Origin of the sequence: Micromonospora marina (genome assembly GCF_900091565.1) — a bacterium.
GTDB classification, from domain to species: Bacteria; Actinomycetota; Actinomycetes; order Mycobacteriales; family Micromonosporaceae; genus Micromonospora; species Micromonospora marina.
Map to the genome: position 1 here is coordinate 60924 of NZ_FMCV01000017.1, position 15729 is coordinate 76652.

Genomic DNA, 15729 nt, shown 5'->3' on the forward strand with positions numbered 1-15729 from the left:
CCCCCGGGGGATGCCCCCCCGGGGGCCCTCACCCGTCACGTCCGGCTCAGCGGACCATGCTCCCGACGACCGGCTTGGTGAGCAGCGCGGACTGGTTGCGCTGGATGCCCGGGTCGAGCGTCTTGGCCACGAAGATGGCGTGCCAGATGCAGAAGATCAGCACGGTCCACACCTTGCGGGAGTGGTCGGCCTCCTCCCGCTTGTGCTCGTCCAGCAGGCGCATCGCGTACGACAGGTCGATCAGGTCACCGGCGCCCGAGGTGGCCAGCACGTGCCGCGCCCACTCGTACATCTCGCCGCGCAGCCAGACCCGGGTCGGGGTCGGGAAGCCCAGCTTCTTGCGGTTGACGATGGCCGGCGGTACGACACCCTGGAGGGCCTGGCGCATCGCGTACTTGGTGGCCTCCGAGCGGGGCGGCAGCTTCAGGTCGACCGGGATGCCGGCGGCGACGTTGAACACCTCCCGGTCCAGGAACGGCACCCGCACCTCCAGCGAGTGCGCCATCGAGATCCGGTCGGCCTTCACCAGGATGTCACCGCGCAGCCAGGTGTAGAGGTCGACGTACTGCATCTTGGTGACGTCGTCCAGTTCGGTGCACTCGGCGTAGATCGGGGCGGTCACGTCGGTGTAGCGCACCGAGGGGTCGTAGCGGCGCAGCAGGTGCTGCTTCTCCTCCTCGGTGAACATCCGGGCGTTGCCGTAGTAGCGGTGCTCGATCGGGGTGGTGCCGCGCTCCAGGAAACTCTTGCCCTTGACGCCCTGCGGGATGGCCTTTGACACCGCGCGCAGGCCCTTCTGCACGCCGTCGGGCAGGCTGTTGACCGCGTTGAGCGACAGCGGCTCCCGGTAGATCGTGTAGCCGCCGAAGAACTCGTCCGCGCCCTCGCCGGAGAGCACCACGGTGACGTGCTCGGCGGCCTTCTTCGCCACGAAGTAGAGCGGCACCAGGGCCGGGTCGGCGACCGGGTCGTCCAGATGCCAGACGATCTTCGGCAGCGCGTCGATCATGTCCTGCGGCCCGATCTTGGTCGGGATGGTGGTCACGTCGAGGTGCCGGGCCGAGTCCTGGGCCACGTCGATCTCGGAGTAGCCGGGCACGTCGTAGCCGACGGTGAAGGTGAGGATGTTCGGGTTGAACTCGCGGGCCAGCGCCACCACCGCGGTGGAGTCGATGCCGCTGGACAGGAACGAGCCGACCGGCACGTCCGAGCGCATGTGCATCCGGACGCTCTCGCGCAGCGTCTCCCGGATGTCGTGGTAGAGCCGCTGCTCGTCGGAGACCGGGGCCGGGCGGAACACCGGGCGGTACCAGCGGCGCACCTCGATCCGGCCGCCCGGGGTCCAGGTCAGGTACTCCCCCGAGCCGATCCGGCTGATCCCCTTGTGCAGCGTGCCCGGCTCCGGCACGTACTGCAGCGTCAGGTAGTGGCTCAGGTTGGCGGTGTCGATGCCCGCGTCACCCTGGTACGCCGAGTAGGCGAACGGCAGCAGCGCCTTCTTCTCCGAGGCGAGGTAGAGGCCGTCCTGGGTCTCCAGGTAGTGCAGCGGCTTGATGCCGAAGTAGTCCCGCGCGCCGAAGGCCCGCCGCTCCTGGCGGTCCCAGATCACGAACGCGAACATGCCCCGCAACTTGGTGAGCACCTGCTCACCCCAGTAGTGGTAGCCGGCGACGATCACCTCGCCGTCGCCGTTGGTGGCGAACTGGGCCCCGTGGTCGCGGATCAGCTCCTCGCGCAGCTCGATGTAGTTGTAGATCTCGCCGTTGAAGGTGAGCAGGTAACGCCCGCCCGCGTACGGCAGGGGCTCGTGGCTCAGCGCCACGTCGATGATCGCCAGGCGCTTGTGCGCGAACACGCCGTCCGCGTACCGGCCGGAGGCGTCGCCGACCACCTCGACCCCTGTCTCGTCCGGGCCACGGTGGTGCAGGCACTCCAGTGCGCCGGCGATGTTGTCGCGGTGGGCGGCGGCGTCGCCGCGCGCGCTGAAGAAGGCCAGGAGTCCGCACATGGCCGCCATCTTTCCACGCGCCGGAAGCCGCCGTCGCGGCACCGCAGGCACCTCCCGCTGTCGTGCGCGCGGTACCGTCGGGACCAGCGACGAGGCTCAGGGAGGGGCGGATCATGGCCGAGGAGCGGACCCGGCAGGGCAAGGCGGCGGATGGCACGGAGTCGCACGACCCGGATTTCCCGGAGGCGTTCCTGTCCTTCATGCGGCAGGGCTGGCGGGACACCGAACTGCCGGTCACCCCGCGCCCGGAGGTGCCCAACCACGCCAAGCGGCGGGCCGCGCTGGCCGAGGCCTTCCCGGGCGAGACGCTGGTCATCCCCACGGGCAACGAGAAGGTACGCGCCAACGACACCGACCACCGGTTCCGGCCGGGCAGCGACTTCGCGTACCTGACCGGCGACCTGGAGCCGGACAGCGTCCTCGTGCTGCGGCCGGGCGGCGAGGCCACGCTGTTCATGCGGCCCCGGTCGTCCCGGGCGACCGACGAGTTCTTCCGCAGCCGCCACGGTGAGCTGTGGGTGGGCCGCCGGCCGACGCTGCGGGAGAAGTCCACCGAGCTGGGCCTCCCGACGGCCGACCTGAGCGAGCTGGACGCGGCGCTGGCCGAGCTGGCCCCGGGGCGTACCCGGGTGCTGCGCGGTTTCGACGCCCGGGTGGACGCGGCGGTGCGCCGGTACGACGGCGCGCGCACCGAGGGGCAGCCCGGCCGCGACCGGGAGCTGGCGATCGCGATCTCCGAGCTGAAGCTGGTCAAGGACGAGTGGGAGATCGCGCAGCTCCAGGAGGCGTGCGACGCCACGGTGCGCGGCTTCGAGGACGTGGCGCGGGCGCTGCCGGCCGACCGCGGGGTCTCCGAGCGACTGCTGGAGGGCGTGTTCGCGCTGCGCGCCCGGCACGACGGCAACGACGTCGGCTACGGCTCGATCATCGGGGCCGGCGAGCACGCCACGATCCTGCACTGGGTGCACAACCACGGCGCCACCCGTCCGGGTGAGCTGCTGCTGATGGACATGGGCGTGGAGAACCGCAACCTCTACACCGCCGACGTGACCCGGGTGTTCCCGGTCGACGGCCGGTTTACGCCGTTGCAGCGTCAGGTCTACGACGCGGTGTACGCCGCGCAGCAGGCCGGCATCGAGATGTGCCGGCCCGGCGTGGCGTTCCGGGACGTGCATCTGGCCTCGATGCGGGTGCTGGCCGAGGCGCTGAAGGATCTCGGGCTGCTGCCGGTGAGCGTGGACGAGGCGATGGACCCGGCCTCCACCGTCTACCGGCGGTGGACGCTGCACGGCACCAGCCACATGCTCGGCATCGACGTGCACGACTGCGCCAACGCGCGCAAGGAGTCCTACCGCGAGGGGCCGCTCGGCGAGGGGTACGTGCTCACCGTCGAGCCGGGGCTCTACTTCCAGCCGGAGGACGAGCTGGTTCCGGAGGAGCTGCGGGGCGTCGGCGTGCGGATCGAGGACGACATCCTGGTCACCGCCGGCAGCCCGGTGAACCTGTCGGCCGGCCTTCCACGCGCCTCTGCCGAGGTGGAGACCTGGCTGGCCGAGCAGCGTGAGGCGGGCCCCCGCCTGCCCGGCTGATCCCTGCGGCCGCGAACCCTTCGGGCCCCGTCACCGCGCCTGCACGGCGGGTGGTGGGGCCTGTCGCCGTCCGGGCCGTTGCCGTCCCGCTCACGTTGTTGGTCACCGACCGCCGTTCGTGGGAGGAATGCGGGCTTTTTTCGGATACGTCTTCCTCGCGAGGAAGCTTCTCATACGGTGCTGTTCAGAGGCTACAACCGGTTTGTAGCTGGTCGCCCGACCTGGGGCGAGGCGACCCGTTTGGGAAGAACCGAAAGGGCTCTCATGTCGAACGACGTAACGACACCCGACGGCGGCGCACCGATGGCGCCTCCGCCGCGGACGAACAGGCGGCGGGCGCTCTGGGTCGCCACCGGCGTGGCCGGGCTGACCGGCGTCGTCGGGCTGGCGGCGCTCGGCGGTCTCGCCGCCCGCGACGACAAGTCCGGCACCGAACCGGTGGCGGAGAACCACGCCGCCGCCCCGCAGAACGCCGGTGACGGCTCCCGCGCCGAGGACGGCAAGGGCGAGGACGGTTACGGCAAGGACGGCAAGGGCCGTGGCCAGGAAGGCCGCGACCGCGGCGAGTGGGGCCCGGACAAGGGCAGGGACGGCAAGGACGACCACGGCAAGACCCACGAGGTCCCCTGCGACGACGACGCCCTGCTCGACGCCCTCGAACTGGCCAACCGCGACCACGGCGGCACCCTGAAGCTCGCCGAGAACTGCACCTACGAACTCGGCGTCAAGGACCGCAAGTTCGGCTCCGCCCTGCCCGAGATCAAGCAGGACGTCACCATCAAGGGCAACCACTCCACCATCAAGCGCGACGCCGAAGACACCTTCCGCATCTTCCGCGTCGTCGACGGCGGCGACCTCACCCTCAAAGACCTCACCATCTCCGGTGGCAACGCCAACGAGTTCAAGTACGGCGGCCCCACCCCGGCACCCGGCAACGGCCAGCCGCCCGCCCCGGGCAACGGCACCGGCCAGCCGCCGGCCGCCGCCCCGGCTGTCGCGGCCCCGGCCGCGGCGACCACCGCCACCACGGCAGCTGCGGCCACACCGGTGGCCGACGGCATGAACGGCGGCAAGGACGACGACAAGCGGGCCGAAGGTGACGGCGGCGCGCTGCTCGTCGAGCGCGGCGGCAGCGCCTACCTGGACCACGTCAAGCTCGTCGACAACAGCGCCGAGGGCGACGGCGGCGCGATCGCCAACTACGGCCGCACCTGGCTCAAGGAGAGCAAGGTCGTCAGCAACCACGCCCAGGGCGACGGCGGCGGCGTCTACAACGAGGGCATCCTCAAGGTCGAGAAGACCCACGTCGACGACAACACCGCGGCCGGCAACGGCGGCGGCATCGCCAACGGCAGCGGCCTGTCCCGCGGGCACGGCCCGGCGCCCTCCGCCGCGCCGAAGGGGAACGACAAGAAGGGCAAGCACCACGACGCCGGCATCGTCGAGATCTACGGTTCCGACCACGGCAAGGACGGCGTGAAGTCCAGCCTGTCGGACAACCGCGCCGGCAAGAACGGCGGCGGTCTGTTCAGCAGCGGAGGCACCGTCACGGTCTCCTTCACCGCGATCACGGGCAACACCGCCGGCGAGAACGGTGGCGGCGTCTACGCCGAGAACACCGACCTCGACCTGGACAAGGTGTACGTCGCCAAGAACCACGCCGACGGCGACGGCGGCGGTGTCGTGGTCACCGGCGGCAAGCACTGGGGCTACCCGAGCAACAAGGAGCACGCCAGCGCCACGATCTCCGACAGCAAGATCGTCGACAACACCGCCAACCGCTTCGGCGGCGGCATCTACAACGGCGAGTGGCTCGTCAAGATCGAGGACGGCTTCGTCCCCCGCGAACGCGACGAGGACCACAACGCCACCCTCACCATCCGCGACACCCTGGTCAAGGGCAACACCGCCCTCAACGGCGGCGGCATCTTCAACAACAAGGCGAAGATCACCCTGACCAAGACCCACGTCACCAAGAACACCGCCACCGACTCCAGCAAGCTCCACCGGGTCGCCGGCGGCGTCCTCAACAACGAAGGACGCGTCAAGCTCGACGACAAGTCCCTCATCAGCAACAACGACCCCACCAACTGCGCCAACACCGTCGAGGACTGCTTCAACTGACCTGACGGGCCACCGGTACGCGACCGGCCCCCTGCCACGAGACGTGGCAGGGGGCCGGTCGGCTGTGCGGTCAGCTCTGGACGAACACCGCCACACTGCGCGCGGGCACGGTGAACGTGCCGGCGGCGCGGTCGAACGACGCGGTACGCAGCGCCGGGTCGGCCGAGTTCCGCAGCACCGGATGCAGTGCCACGTTCGCCCCGCGCAGCCCGGTGACTGTCTGCTTCGCCGTCTCCGGGGTGGCGTTGAAGACGACAGTCACCGACTTCCACTTCCCGTCCAGCCCTCGCGCGTCGAGGGTCATGGTGAGCACGCCCGGGGTCTCCTTCGTCCCGGACAGCGGGAACGCCACCCGCTTCTGCACCTGCTCGGCGGTGTCGAGCCCGAACACCGGCGAGGACCGCCGGACGCGCAGCAGCTCCGCGTACCGGGCGTCGGCCAGCTCGACCGCGGCGCAGTCCGGCACCAGCTCCGGGTCGGCCAGCAGCGGCTTCGCGTACTGCCACTTGTCCTTGTTGTCGGCCTCCGGCGGCAGGCCGGCGCCGAACCCGTTGCCCTGGGCGCAGTCCCAGCGGATCTGGTTGAACCAGTCACCGGAGTTGTACGAGTTGCGGTCCAGCGACTTCGAGCGCAGCCGCTCCGAGCCGGTGGTCACGAATCCGGCACCCTGCCCGAGCGCCGTGGTCGCCAGCGCGAGCACCTGCATCCGGGCCCGGTCCTGCGCCGAGGTCCCCTGCGGCAGCTTGTACGCCAGCGCGTCGTACAGGATCTCGTTGTCGTGCGCGTCGACGTAGGTGACCGCCTCGCCCGGTGCTGCCGTGTACCCGGCCGGGGCGCCGTTGTAGTCGACCTGCGCGCCGGTGACCCGCTTGCCGCTGGAGTCGGTGAACCGGTAGCCGCGCAGGTTCCCGGTCAGACCCACCTTGATCAGGTCGTGCTGGTGCAGCAGCCGGGCCCGCTGCTCGGCGGCCGAACCGTTCACCTCGTCGCCGTTGGGGTCGGTGTAGAGGCCGGAGGCGAAGCCCTGGACCCGCGGGTTGGCGTCGAACGGGCCGCCGCCGCGCACCGCGTCGCGGAGCCGGTCGTTGAACGTGCCGACGCCGGTGCCGGCCATGTTGGCCTGAGTGGCCTGCGTGAACCGGGCGTCGTCGGCGACCTCGCCGAAGTTCCAGCCCTCGCCGTACAGCAGGATCCTCCGGCCGTCCACGCCGTCGCGGGCGGGCGTGAGCTTGTCCAGCGCGGCCCGTACGGCCAGGATGTTCGCCTTCGGGTGGTGGCCCATCAGGTCGAACCGGAACCCGTCGACCTTGTACGCCTTGGCCCAGGTCACCAGCGAGTCCACCACGAGCTTGCCCATCATGGCGTGCTCCGGGGCGGTGTTGGCGCAGCAGGTGGAGTTGGCGACGGTTCCGTCCTCCAGCAGCCGGTGGTAGTAGCCCGGCACCACCTGGTCGAGCACCGACTTCGCGTCGGCGCCGGCGGCCGAGGTGTGGTTGTAGACCACGTCCATGACCACCCGCAGGCCGGCCTTGTTCACGCCGGCGACCATCCGGCGGAACTCGGTGGTGCGCTTCGCGCCGTTCGGGTCGACGGCGTACCCACCCTCGGGCACCGTGTAGTGCAGCGGGTCGTACCCCCAGTTGTAGCCGTCGGTGCCGGCCACCGCCGCGACGCACCTCTGCTGCTCGTCGGAGTCCGGCGGCAGCGCGGCCAGGTCGCAGTCCGGCCGCGCCTGGTCGGCCCGCTTCTCCGGAATGGTGGCGAAGTCGAAGGCCGGCAGCAGGTGCAGGTGGTTGACCCCGGCGTCGCCGAGCGCCCGCAGGTGCTTCATGCCCGCCGTGCCCGGGTCGGTGAACGCCAGGTAGGTGCCGCGCCGTTCGGCGGGGACCGTGGTGTCGGCGATGGAGAAGTCCCGCACCGACAGCTCGGAGATCTGGACCTTCGAGGCCGGCGGCGCGGCCGGTTTGCGCAGGTTCGCCCAGCCGGCCGGCGCGAGCGACGGGTCGGCCAGGTCGACGATCTGGCTGTGCGTGGAGTTCGGCGCGAGCGCCACCGAGTACGGGTCGGTCACCGACGCGGTGACCATCTTCTGCGTGGCGGGCTGCCACGCCTGCACCCGGTAGCGGTAGTAGCGGCCGTTCCACGCCTTCGTACCGCGTACCGACCAGACGCCGGTGCGGTCGTCGCGGCGCATCGCCACGGTGGCCGGCTGTGCCGTGGGCGAGTCGAACAGCTCCAGCGACACGGTCCGCGCGGTCGGCGCCCACACCGCCAGGGTGGGAACGCGGCCGGCGAACGTCGGGCCGAGCTTCGCGCCGGTCGCCGCCGCGTAGACGTCGTCGAGCACGCCGGGGATCTGCACGCCGGTGGCGGCGAGCAGCGCGCCCTCGGCGTCCCGCTCGGTGACCACGAGCTGGCCGCGCAGCGCCGCCGGCACCCGGGCCAGGTCGGCGCGGTCCAGCGTGAAGGCGCGTGAGGCCCAGAGATGGGGGTACGCCTGCCGTTGCGCCTCGGTCAGCCCGTTGCGCTGCGCCCGCAGTCCGATGGTGGTGTACGTGCCGGTCAGCTCGCCGTCGGCGAGGCCGATCCCGCCGGCCGGGGCGACGGCGAGCGCGTACCGCCGCCCGTCGGTCGGCCCGGTGGCCCAGGCGACTGTGGACCTGTCGATCCACTGCGCCTTCTGCTTCGTCAGGTCGAGGTCCTTGGCGGCGCCGGACGTGGTGGTCGGCAGCAGCCGTCCCTTGACGCCGGCCAGGAGCCACACCTCGCGTCCGGCGGAGGCGAAGTCGAGCCGCTGGTCCTCGGGCTGATCCTTCTCGTCGCCTCGGTGGATGATGTAGCTCAGCCCGGTCGCCCCGGCGGCGAGGGGCACCCGGAAGACAGCGCCGTACGCGTCGATCTTCTCCGGTTCGAGCGGGGCGGCCCAGTCGGTCGGGGTGGCCGCGCCGTCCCACAGGTGCAGGCCCCAGCCGTCGTAGTTCCCGTCGGCCTTGCGCCAGTGGATCAGCGCCGTGTCCTGGTCCGCTGGCGGGTCTGGCTCACCGGTGGCGGCCTGCCGCGTCGGGTAGAGCGCCGGGTCGCCCTGCTTGACCCATACCTCACCGGTCGCGGTCACGTCGATGGTGCGGTCGGCGGCGACGTCCTTGTTGCCGTCGGCGTCGACGACGAGGAAGCCGACTGTCTTCGCGCCGGGCTTCAGTTTGACCCAGGCGAACCGGCCGTACGAGTCCGCACCGGCGAACGGCTGCCCGGCGGGCCATTCGGTCACGTACGCCGGGTCGATGTCGCCCCAGGCGTACAGCCGCCAGTCGTCGTACCCGCCGGCCGGGCGCTGGTAGTGCACGATCGCCCAGTCCCGCGACGCGCCCTGTGCCGGGGTGCCGACGGTGCCGGTGGCGCGGGCGGTGGCGGTACGGCCGTTGCCGTCGCGGACCACCGCCTTGTACTCCACCCGGCTGCCGCCGGGCAGGCCGGTCAGGTCGTGGTGCACGGTGTACGGCGCGCGGTGGGCGGTGCCCAGCAGCGTCCACCTGCCGCCCGCGACCCGGGCGGCGAACGTGACGGTGGCGAGCGGATCGCCGGTCACCTGGGCGGTGACGGCGGCCTTGCCGGGGACCGGGTCGTCGCCGGGCTCGGTGATCGTGATCTTCGGCGCCCCGGCCTGCGGGATCGCCCGGTCGGCCTTCAGTACCACCGCCGACATGGCCGGCACGGTGACGCTCAGCGTGCCGTCCGCGCCGGCCGTCGCGCCCGCGGCGCCGCCGTACACGCCGGTGAAGCGGGTGCCGGCCGACCAGGTGTCCACGGTGACAGTCTGCGGCGTCGCGGCGTTGTTCACCGCTGCGACGTACTCGATCCGGTCGGCGGGCAGGACGCGGGAGAACGCGAAGACGCCCGGTCCGTCGGCGGCGTACCGGGTCACCTGCACGCCGTCGCGCAGGGCCGGGTGCGCCGTCCGCAGCTCGCCCAGCTCGGCGATGGTCCGGTAGAGCGGGTGGCGGGTGTCGTACTGGTCGACGGCGTGGGTACGGCTGGTGCCGATCAGGTCGTCGTCGAGGTAGTCGGCGGTCCGCGAGGCGAACATGTCCTGCCGCGCGTCCTTGTCGCCGCCCGGCCCGGTGAAGCCCTGCTCGTCGCCGGAGTAGACGACCGGCTGGCCGCGGGTGAGGAACATCAGCTGGTGGGCGAGTCGGCTGCGGTTCAGCTGGGTGGCGTCGTCCCCGCCGGCGGCGGCGACGAACGAGCCGATCCGGCCCATGTCGTGGTTGCCCAGGAACGTGGTGAGCCGGTTGGCGTTCGTGTCCCGAGCGGAGTACAGGTCGTCCTTGGCGTAGACGTCGGCGAGCGCCCTGGCCGAGCCGTCGGCGGCGGCGAAGCCGCGTGCCGCCTCCTGGAACGAGAAGTCGAGCGTGGCGGGCAGCCCGCCCTGCCGCACGTAGCTGGACTGGATCTCCGGCTCGGCGCTGTAGACCTCGCCGAACATGAAGAAGTCCTTCTTGCCGGCCTTCGCGGCGGCGGCGTCGATGCCACGGGCGAACTGCGGCCAGAAGTCGAGGTTGGCGTGCTTGACCGTGTCGAGGCGGAACCCGTCCACGCCGGCCTTGCCGATCCACTGGGCGTAGATGTCGGTCATGCCGCGGACCACCTCGGGACGCTCGGTCCACAGGTCGTCGAGGCCGAAGAAGTCGCCGTACTCGCTGTTCTCCCCGGCGAAGGTGGAGTCACCGCGGTTGTGGTACATGGTCGGATCGTTGAGCCACGCCGGCACCTTGACCTTCGCGTCGGCCGGGGTGGCGAACACCGGGGTGTACGGGAACGACGTCGAGTTCACCGCCGGGAACCGCCGGGTGCCGTCGGCGTAGTTGCGGTCCTCGAAGGGTCGCCCCTGCGCGTCGCGGTAGGGGGCGGTCTTCTTGTCCACGTAGCCGTACCTGTCCTCGGCGTACCGGATGACGTCGGCGGTGTGGTTGACGATGATGTCGAGGTAGACCTTGATCCCCCGGCGGTGCGCCAGGTCGACCAGCTTCTTCAGCTCGGCGTTGGTGCCGAAGTGCGGGTCGACCTGGGTGAAGTCGGTGATCCAGTAGCCGTGGTAGCCGGCCGAGACGTCCGCGCCGGTGCCCTGCACCGGCCGGTTCTTGAAGATCGGCGCGAGCCAGATGGCGGTGGTGCCGAGACCCTGGATGTAGTCCATCCGGTCGATCAGGCCCTTGAGGTCGCCACCGTGGTAGAAGCCCTTGTCGGCCGGGTCGAGGCCGGTGGTGAGCCGGTCGCCTTTCAGGCCACCGGTGTCGTTGCGCTTGTCGCCGTTGGCGAACCGGTCCGGCAGGACGAAGTAGAACTGCTCGGCCTTCTCGGTGCTGGTGCCGGCCTTGAGCAGCGCGTCGGGGGACGGCTCGCGGTTCCACTGCGGAGCGTTGCCGGCGGCCAGGACGTCGGGGGTGGCGGCCGGGGCGGTGGCGTCGGTGCCGAGCTGGTGGAGGGCCACCGGCACGCCGACGAGAGTGAGTACGAGGGAGGTGACCAGGGCGAGCAGCGGCTTGGGGGATATCGGCGGGGGTTTCATCGACGGCCTTTCTCTGGTCGCTGATTCGCCCGCACGCTAGCCCTTGCCGAAAAATTCTGCAATACCTTGCAAACCCTGCCGCAACAAAGCAGACACCTTGCAAGAGAAAACGCACACAGTGGCCCCGCCCGGGGCGCCGGATCTACCGCCCGGCGCAGGGCGAGCCGTCGACGGTGCAGCTCACCGGCCGGGTGCCGGCCCGCTCGATGTGGAACCGCACCGGCACGGACTGCCCGGGCGCCAGGTCGAAACCGCTCCGGTAGGTGAACACGCCGTCGGCGAAGTCGAACACGCCCTGCTCGGCGCCCTCGACCCAGGCGGTGACCAGCCGGCCGCCGGGAAACTCGGCGCGCACCGTCCAGCCGTGGGGCGTACCCGCGGTGTTGACCAGCAGCACCTCGCCGATGAAGCCGCCGTCGAAGGCGTTCGGCACGCTGTACCGGCCGGTCACCGCCGACGGCGGCGCGGGAGGCGGCGGGGACGGAGCCGGCCGGGTCACGCCCCGGGGACCGGGAGTCGGCGCGGTCGGCGTCGGCCGGGCGGGCAGCACAGTGGACCGGGGCGACAGGCCCGGCACCACCGCAGCGGTGGCGGACACCGGCGACGGGCCGGTGGCGGTGACCGCCGTGGGCGTCATCGGGACCTGCGGCAGCGACATCACCGGATCCGCCGGACCGGCCGCCGGGAACGTACGCCGGCCCCGCACCGAACCGAGCGCCACCACCAGCAGGACCACCATCACGACGACGCCCGCGGCGACGAGGATCCAGGGGGACGAGGTCATGGCGGCCCCGGGCTGCGGGCCGGGACGACGCGAGCGGGACATGGTCCTCCTGTCGTGGTCCGGGCCAGCGTAGCCAGACGGACCGGATCACGGCGAACGACGGCGACCGACCCCTGCCGCACGGGCGTGGACACCTGATACCTTGCACGCCGATCAATGACCACAATGGCTCGTCGAGCCGGCAGGACGGTTGGCAAGTGACTGAGTGGCAGGACAGTATCCGGCGGGCATCCACGGCGGACGCCGCCGTCGTGACCGCGATCCTCGCCGAGGCGTTCATGCGGGATCCGGTGAGCGGCTGGATCTTCCCGGCCGACGACCACCGCGCCCGGGTCCATCCCGGCTTCTTCGGGCCGTTCGTCGCGCTGGCGCTGCGCACCGGCGAGGTGCACGTCGCCGGCGACGGTCTGGGCGCCACGCTCTGGCTACCCACCGGCGAAGGACACGACGCCGACGAGGGCGACGAGTTCGACGGCATGGAGGCCGCGATCGGCACGGAGGCCATGAAGCGGTTCGGCGTGCTGGACGAGATGATGAGCGCCCGGCACCCGACCGAGCCGCACTGGTACCTGCCCTTCATCGCGGTGCACCCGGACCATCACGGCAAGGGCGTCGGCTCGGCGCTGCTGCGTAACAAGCTGGCCGAGCTGGATCAGGCCGGCACCGCCGCGTACCTGGAGGCGAGCACGCCCCGCAACGCCGCGCTGTACGAGCGGCTCGGATTCCGGCGCCGCCCGATCACGCTGGACCTGCCGGAGGGCCCCAGCCTCTACCCGATGTGGCGCGACCCGGCCTGATCGCGAACCGTCCCGCCCCGGCTGCGCCCGGGGCGGGACGTCATCGCCGTACCGTCGTGGTGGTGACGTCGAGCGCGCCCACGACGGCGGCGAGCAGCCCTTCGAGCTGAGCCGGCAGGAACCGGCGGCAGTCGCGCATCCGCGCGGCCACCTGCGGATCGAAGATGTGCGCGGCCAGCCCGACCGCCTCGGCGAGGGTCGCCAGCAGCAGCGTGCCCGGGTCCAGTTCGGCCGGGGACGAGTGCATCAGCATCGCGGTCAGCCGCACCCGCGGTGAGGCCGCCTGGTTCGGGTCGATGGCCGGCCAGCGCACCGTCCGGCCGATCAGCTTGCCCTGCTCGCGCCGGAGCACGTCGGCGGTGACCAGCCGGGTGCCCACGCGTTCGTTGATGTTGAGCTGGGTCCGCAGGTAGCGGATCCACAGCCGGGCCGGATGCGCCCCCTCGCGGCGCAGGATCTCGGTGATCAGCAGGTCGGTGAGCGGCTCCTGCCACAGCCGCGGGTCGACAGCGGCGATCCCCCCTCCGTCGAGGGCGATCCGGCCCTCGAACATCAGCTCGGCGAGCGCGGCACCGGCCAGCCCGCACTCCAGCCGGTCGACGGCGACATGTGGCTTGCCGGTGAACTCGTCGTGTCCGATAAGGAACAGCGCATCCGCAAGCCGGTATGTGGCCTGCGCCCCGGGGTAGGTCATGGTCCATCCTCGAACGGTGGCCGTGATCGTCGACACGGGACGGTACGGCATGACCACGCACAGCTCAATTCCGGTAGATCACGCGCGTCCCAATCGATACCGAAGCGGGGTTGTCACGATCAGTGATCACCAATACCCTGCTTCAGGTTGTTCCGAAGTAGACACATCAAGCCCCTCATCCCCTCCACTGGAGAAGCCTTGTCCTCCGATCCGTTCTTCTCCGACGGTGGGCTGCGCCGCGGTCGTCTCGGCACCGCCCACCTCGTCTTCTTCACCGTCGCCGCGTCAGCCCCGCTGACCGTTCTCGGCGGTGGCGTCACCACCATGTACGCGGTCAGCGGCAACATCGGCGCCGCGCTCGGATACGTGCTCCTCGCCGCCGTGCTCGCCGTCTTCGCCACCGGCTACGCCGCGATGAGCCGGTACGTCGCCAACGCCGGCGCGTTCTACGCGTACATCGCCAACGGCCTCGGCCGGGCCGGCGGGGTGGCCGGCTCGGCGGTCGCACTCGCGGCGTACAACGCGATCCAGATCGGTCTGTACGGCCTGCTCGGCGCGATCCTGGGCGACTTCATGGACGCCAAGACCGGCATCAGTCTCGACTGGTGGGTCTGGGCGCTGCTGGCCTGGGTGTTCATCGGCGCGCTCGGCATGTTGCGCATCGACCTCAACGCCACCGTCCTCGCCGTGCTGCTCGTTCTCGAGTGCGTGGTCGTGCTGATCTTCGACCTGGTCGCCTTCGCCAACCCGGACGGCGGCACCGTCACCGCCACCGGCATCAGCCCCGGGCACCTGTTCGGCGCCGGCTTCGGGGCGGTGCTCGCGTTCACCATCGCCTCCTTCACCGGCTTCGAGAGCGGCGCCATCTACAGCGAGGAGGTCAAGGACCCGCGTCGCACGGTGGCCCGGGCCACCTACATCGCCGTCGCGTTCACCGGCCTGTTCTACGCGTTCTCCGCCTGGGCGCTCACCGTGCTCACCGGCCCGGAGAACGCCCCGGCGGCCAGTGCCGAGGCGGGACCGGGCATCATCTTCGGCGCGCTCGAGCAGTACACCGGTGTCGTCGTCGCCGACATCGCCAACGTCCTGTTCATCACCAGCGTCCTCGCCGCCCTGCTGTCGTTCCACAACGGCGTGGCGCGTTACCTGTTCGCGCTGGGCCGGGAGCGGGTGCTGCCGCAATTCCTCGGCGCCACCTCCAGCCGCAGCGGCGCCCCGGTCGCGGGCTCGCTGGTGCAGAGCGTGCTGGCAGTGGTGGTGTTCCTGGCGTTCGCGATGACCGGCCGCGACCCGGTCATCGACCTGTTCACCTGGCTGTCCGGCGCGGCCGCGGTCGGCGTCGTGCTGCTGATGACGCTCACCTCCGCCTCCGTGGTGGGCTTCTTCCGGGGCCGTTCCGGCCCGGAGAGCGCGTGGCAGCGGGCGATCGCCCCGGCGCTCGGGACGGTCCTGCTCACCGCCGTGCTGCTGGTGCTGCTGTTCAACTTCGACGCGCTGCTCGCCCCCGGCACCGCGAGCTACCTGAAGTGGCTGCTGCCGGCGATCCCGGTGGCGGCGGGCGTGGTCGGCCTGATCTGGGGCGCGATCCTGCGCACCAGCCGGCCGGAGACGTACCGCCGGATCGGCCAGGTCACCGAGGAGGGCCTGCACGAGCCCGGCCTGCACCCGGCCCCCGAGGCCGACCGCTGGGCCGGCGCCCACCACCGCTGACGCCCGTGGGTGCGGCGGCCGGCCACGCGGCCCGGCCGCCGCACCACCACGATCAGGCGGTACGGATGACGGTGCAGATGACCGGGCCCTCCTCGGTGGTGCGCAGCAGATAGCGGTAGCGCTCGCCGGGCACCGCGCCGCCCTGGCTGTCCAGGAACTCCCAGCGCACCGCCACCTCGGTGAGCAGAGCCGAGATCTGCTGCACGTCCTCGATCTGCGCGTTCGCGGCGACGAGTTCCCGCTCCTGGTAGTCCGGCGCGGCACCGACGAAACTGAGCGCCACCGCCGCGGGCGAGGTGAACGAGAAGCTGTAGGTGTCGGCGACCACCAGCCCGGGCAGGGCGTAGCAGCTGGCGATGGCCGGCACGTCGGCGGTGGTCAGCGCCACGCCGTACCGGTCGAAGAAGTCGGAGAGCGTGTCGAGGTCGGTGGAGGCCGTCACGACGCTCCTCATTAC

General features: G+C 71.3%; 9 protein-coding genes. 4 read left to right on the forward strand and 5 right to left on the reverse strand.

Features of this window, described 5'->3' with window-relative positions:
* Positions 1 to 46: 46 nt before the first annotated feature.
* Positions 47 to 2008, reverse strand: coding sequence for an asparagine synthase (glutamine-hydrolyzing) (gene asnB / locus GA0070215_RS19150; protein WP_036346821.1), 1962 nt, complete (start codon positions 2006 to 2008; stop codon positions 47 to 49).
* 113 nt (positions 2009 to 2121) lie between these two features.
* Here asnB and GA0070215_RS19155 point away from each other — a divergent pair, with 113 nt between their 5' ends.
* On the forward strand, positions 2122 to 3597 hold the full coding sequence (locus GA0070215_RS19155; RefSeq protein ID WP_091048150.1) for an aminopeptidase P family protein: 1476 nt from the start codon (positions 2122 to 2124) through the stop codon (positions 3595 to 3597).
* A gap of 264 nt (positions 3598 to 3861) precedes the next feature.
* Positions 3862 to 5721 (forward strand): hypothetical protein, encoded by a 1860-nt coding sequence (locus GA0070215_RS19160; protein ID WP_091048156.1) that lies wholly within the window; start codon positions 3862 to 3864, stop codon positions 5719 to 5721.
* Between the two features lie 70 nt (positions 5722 to 5791).
* Here GA0070215_RS19160 and pulA read toward each other — a convergent pair whose 3' ends face one another.
* Positions 5792 to 11287, reverse strand: a complete 5496-nt coding sequence (gene pulA / locus GA0070215_RS19165; RefSeq protein ID WP_091048162.1) for a pullulanase-type alpha-1,6-glucosidase — start codon at positions 11285 to 11287, stop codon at positions 5792 to 5794.
* A 142-nt stretch (positions 11288 to 11429) separates the two neighbouring features.
* A complete protein-coding gene (locus tag GA0070215_RS19170; protein WP_091048166.1) occupies positions 11430 to 12113 on the reverse strand; it encodes a cellulose binding domain-containing protein in 684 nt (227 codons plus the stop codon).
* Positions 12114 to 12268: 155 nt separating this feature from the next.
* Here GA0070215_RS19170 and GA0070215_RS19175 point away from each other — a divergent pair, with 155 nt between their 5' ends.
* Positions 12269 to 12868 carry a GNAT family N-acetyltransferase gene (locus GA0070215_RS19175; protein WP_018788276.1) on the forward strand — a complete coding sequence of 200 codons (600 nt, stop codon included), beginning with the start codon at positions 12269 to 12271 and terminating at the stop codon, positions 12866 to 12868.
* Between the two features lie 40 nt (positions 12869 to 12908).
* Here GA0070215_RS19175 and GA0070215_RS19180 read toward each other — a convergent pair whose 3' ends face one another.
* Positions 12909 to 13562 carry a GOLPH3/VPS74 family protein gene (locus tag GA0070215_RS19180; RefSeq protein WP_091048170.1) on the reverse strand — a complete coding sequence of 218 codons (654 nt, stop codon included), beginning with the start codon at positions 13560 to 13562 and terminating at the stop codon, positions 12909 to 12911.
* A 198-nt stretch (positions 13563 to 13760) separates the two neighbouring features.
* On the opposite strand from GA0070215_RS19180, the gene GA0070215_RS19185 reads away from it, so the two are divergent.
* Positions 13761 to 15272 (forward strand): APC family permease, encoded by a 1512-nt coding sequence (locus GA0070215_RS19185; RefSeq protein WP_018788274.1) that lies wholly within the window; start codon positions 13761 to 13763, stop codon positions 15270 to 15272.
* 52 nt (positions 15273 to 15324) lie between these two features.
* Here GA0070215_RS19185 and GA0070215_RS19190 read toward each other — a convergent pair whose 3' ends face one another.
* Positions 15325 to 15714 carry a hypothetical protein gene (locus tag GA0070215_RS19190; RefSeq protein WP_018788273.1) on the reverse strand — a complete coding sequence of 130 codons (390 nt, stop codon included), beginning with the start codon at positions 15712 to 15714 and terminating at the stop codon, positions 15325 to 15327.
* Positions 15715 to 15729: the final 15 nt, after the last annotated feature.

Excerpts from the sequence above, each read along its gene's own strand:
- asnB (WP_036346821.1), bottom strand. The coding sequence starts at position 2,008 with ATGTGCGGACTCCTGGCCTTCTTCAGCGCGCGCGGCGACGCCGCCGCC.
- GA0070215_RS19155 (WP_091048150.1), top strand. The coding sequence starts at position 2,122 with ATGGCCGAGGAGCGGACCCGGCAGGGCAAGGCGGCGGATGGCACGGAG.
- GA0070215_RS19160 (WP_091048156.1), top strand. The coding sequence starts at position 3,862 with ATGTCGAACGACGTAACGACACCCGACGGCGGCGCACCGATGGCGCCT.
- pulA (WP_091048162.1), bottom strand. The coding sequence starts at position 11,287 with ATGAAACCCCCGCCGATATCCCCCAAGCCGCTGCTCGCCCTGGTCACC.
- GA0070215_RS19170 (WP_091048166.1), bottom strand. The coding sequence starts at position 12,113 with ATGTCCCGCTCGCGTCGTCCCGGCCCGCAGCCCGGGGCCGCCATGACC.
- GA0070215_RS19180 (WP_091048170.1), bottom strand. The coding sequence starts at position 13,562 with ATGACCTACCCCGGGGCGCAGGCCACATACCGGCTTGCGGATGCGCTG.